This window comes from Clostridium tarantellae, from assembly GCF_009295725.1.
GTDB lineage: Bacteria > Bacillota > Clostridia > Clostridiales > Clostridiaceae > Sarcina > Sarcina tarantellae.
This window is the reverse complement of record NZ_WHJC01000397.1, coordinates 1-2478: the sequence shown is the minus strand read 5'-3', so window position 1 is coordinate 2478 and position 2478 is coordinate 1. Positions and strand designations below refer to the sequence as shown.

3 protein-coding genes are annotated in these 2478 nt (G+C 28.4%); 1 reads left to right on the top strand and 2 read right to left on the bottom strand.

Going from position 1 to position 2478, the window contains the following annotated elements; translation table 11 throughout:
* Positions 1-56: 56 nt before the first annotated feature.
* Positions 57-1031 carry a chymotrypsin family serine protease gene (locus tag GBZ86_RS14920; RefSeq protein WP_152891962.1) on the top strand — a complete coding sequence of 325 codons (975 nt, stop codon included), beginning with the start codon at positions 57-59 and terminating at the stop codon, positions 1029-1031.
* Positions 1032-1081: 50 nt separating this feature from the next.
* Here the strand turns inward: GBZ86_RS14920 and GBZ86_RS14915 are convergent, their stop codons facing one another.
* Both GBZ86_RS14915 and GBZ86_RS14910 read right to left on the bottom strand, forming a co-directional pair.
* Positions 1082-1627, bottom strand: coding sequence for a flavodoxin family protein (locus GBZ86_RS14915; protein ID WP_152891961.1), 546 nt, complete (start codon positions 1625-1627; stop codon positions 1082-1084).
* Between the two features lie 117 nt (positions 1628-1744).
* Positions 1745-2478: VanW family protein (locus GBZ86_RS14910; RefSeq protein WP_152891959.1), on the bottom strand; the 734-nt coding region annotated here is incomplete at its 5' end.

Below are 2478 nucleotides of genomic sequence, written 5' to 3'. Positions count from 1 at the left end.
ATTTAATAAGGAACCATATATTTATTGGTAAATATATGAAGTATGGAGGAAATAAAATGAATAGTTTATTAAGTAGTGCCATATTAGATATATCAAGAAATGATTATCATTATTTAATGAGGTTGCCACATGTAGTTGGTGTAGGAATGGGCTATAAGTGTATTAATGAATGTATGACAAATGAATTAAGTATACATGTTTTAGTGGAAAAAAAGGTGTCTAGTGATTCATTAAATTGTTGTTCTATGATTCCAAGAGACTATAAAAATATAAAAACTGATGTTATTGAAGTAGGTAGTAAAAATAGAGAAAGTACTGAAAATAGTGAAAATGTATTTTTAGGAACTGCACCTACAGGTTTGCCACAGAGAAAAAGACCCCTAGAAGGAGGATATGGCATAAGTGTTATAAATTCTACAAATTCCACTGGAACTATAGGGTGTGTTGTTACTAGAGGGTCTAAATACTATGTTTTAAGTAATAATCATGTTCTAGCAGGCTATAATGACTTTCCTATTGGAGCAAAGTTTATACAACCTGGTGGTGATGATAAAGGAAAATATCCTGAGGATTTTGTAGCTACATTAAGTGATTTTATTCCTTTATATTTTAAAAGTGGATCTGCTGTACCAGAAAATTATGTGGATGCAGCTATTGCTGAGATTACAAATCCATCCTTAAAAAGCAATAAAATAGCTTTAGTAGGAGCAATAAAAGGAGTTGCAGCTCCCGTATTAAATGAAAATATTAAAAAAGTTGGTACAACCAGTGGATTAACTAAGGGAAAAATAGTAACAGTTGGTACAACGGCTAATGTTAAATATGATAATGGAAAGACTGCTTTTTTTAAAGATCAAGTGTTAGCAGGGCTTTATAATAAAGGGGGAGATTCTGGTTCTATAATACTAAATGAAAAAGATGAAGCTATAGGTCTTCTTATGTCTGGGGGAGGACCTAATTATAAAACTTGTATATTTAATAATATTCAAAATGTGCTTAAAGCTTTAAAAATAAACATTTATTTAAAATAGTGTAAATTAAAAAATGTATTAATTTAAAAAAATTAATACATTTTTTCAAATTAATACATTTTGTTTATTAAATAAGCTACATTTTCAGAGAATCTTTTAACAGTCTTTATTCCTTCTTCATCTTGTAAAGCTTCACCAGGCTCTTTTCCAAATACTATATTCCAATAAGTTGAGCCAGGAACTATCATATCATTTATAAAATAGAACATAAGCATTTCTTGAATAGTTGAAGTGCTTCCACCCCTTCTAGCTACAGCAATAGGACCACCTACCATTCTTGATAAGAAATTTCCTTGTTGCTTAGATGCCATAGCAATTCTTTGAAGAGCTATCATAACTTCACCACGAGCTGTTCCCCAATATACTGGTGATGCTACAATTAAACCTTGAGCATTTTTTATTTTTTCTATTATTTTTTCAAAACCATCATTATAGTTTCCATCTCCATACATACAATCTTTTAAATCCATATGAGCAAGAGAAACTACCTCTGCTTCAACTCCATTTTCTTTTATTACTTTAGCACATTCATCAAGAACTTGAGCACAGTTTCCATCTTCTTTAGGACTTCCACTTAATAATATTACTTTTTTCATTTAATCATCTCCTATTAAACATTTCATTTAAATTTTATCACCAATATATGGTGAACTCAACTTTTAAATATTTATTATTTTTTTCCTTATAACGAAAAAATATTATAAATTTATTAATTAATTCTTTATAAGTTCTTTTTTTATATAAGCACTATCATATAATACTTTAGAGTTATTTTCTATAATAATTTCTTCAGAGTTAACATTGCCAGTATATTTATCTATAACTTTTCTAAAAATTTTATTTTTTCTATAATAATTTTGTCCAACCTTTATAAAGTGTAGATTCTTTTCAATTATGTGATAAGAATATTTTTCTTCATTTAATGCACGTAATTCTCCACACAGATGCTTGTCTGTTGTATAGGTAATTATTTGATAGGTATTCCCTGTGTTATTAGTAAATCTATAATCTAAATAATTAAATACTATGGAAGTGCCTGTACCAAAAGGAATAACTCTATTAAAATCAGGAAACAAATCAAATTCATTATGATGGTGATGCTCTATAATTTCTAAAGGACTATGTAAAATCATCCAATGAAGTAAATTAGTAAATTGACACATACCTCCACCTAAGCCCTTCTTAGCTGTACCATTTTGAATAGTAAGTCCTTCTTTATAACCTTTTCTTTCATTACAAGAACCTACTAACTTCCAAAAAGAAAAGGTTTCTCCAGGTTTTATTATAATACCATTTATTTTAGGTGCTGATAGATTTAAATTAATGGCTTTATTTTCTTGAAGCTTCATATCCACATTCCCTAGTTTCCTTCGTATAAGAGAATTATGTGAATAAATTAAAAAGGGTAACTTTTCTTCTCTATGTTCACTAGCATATTTATTATTAT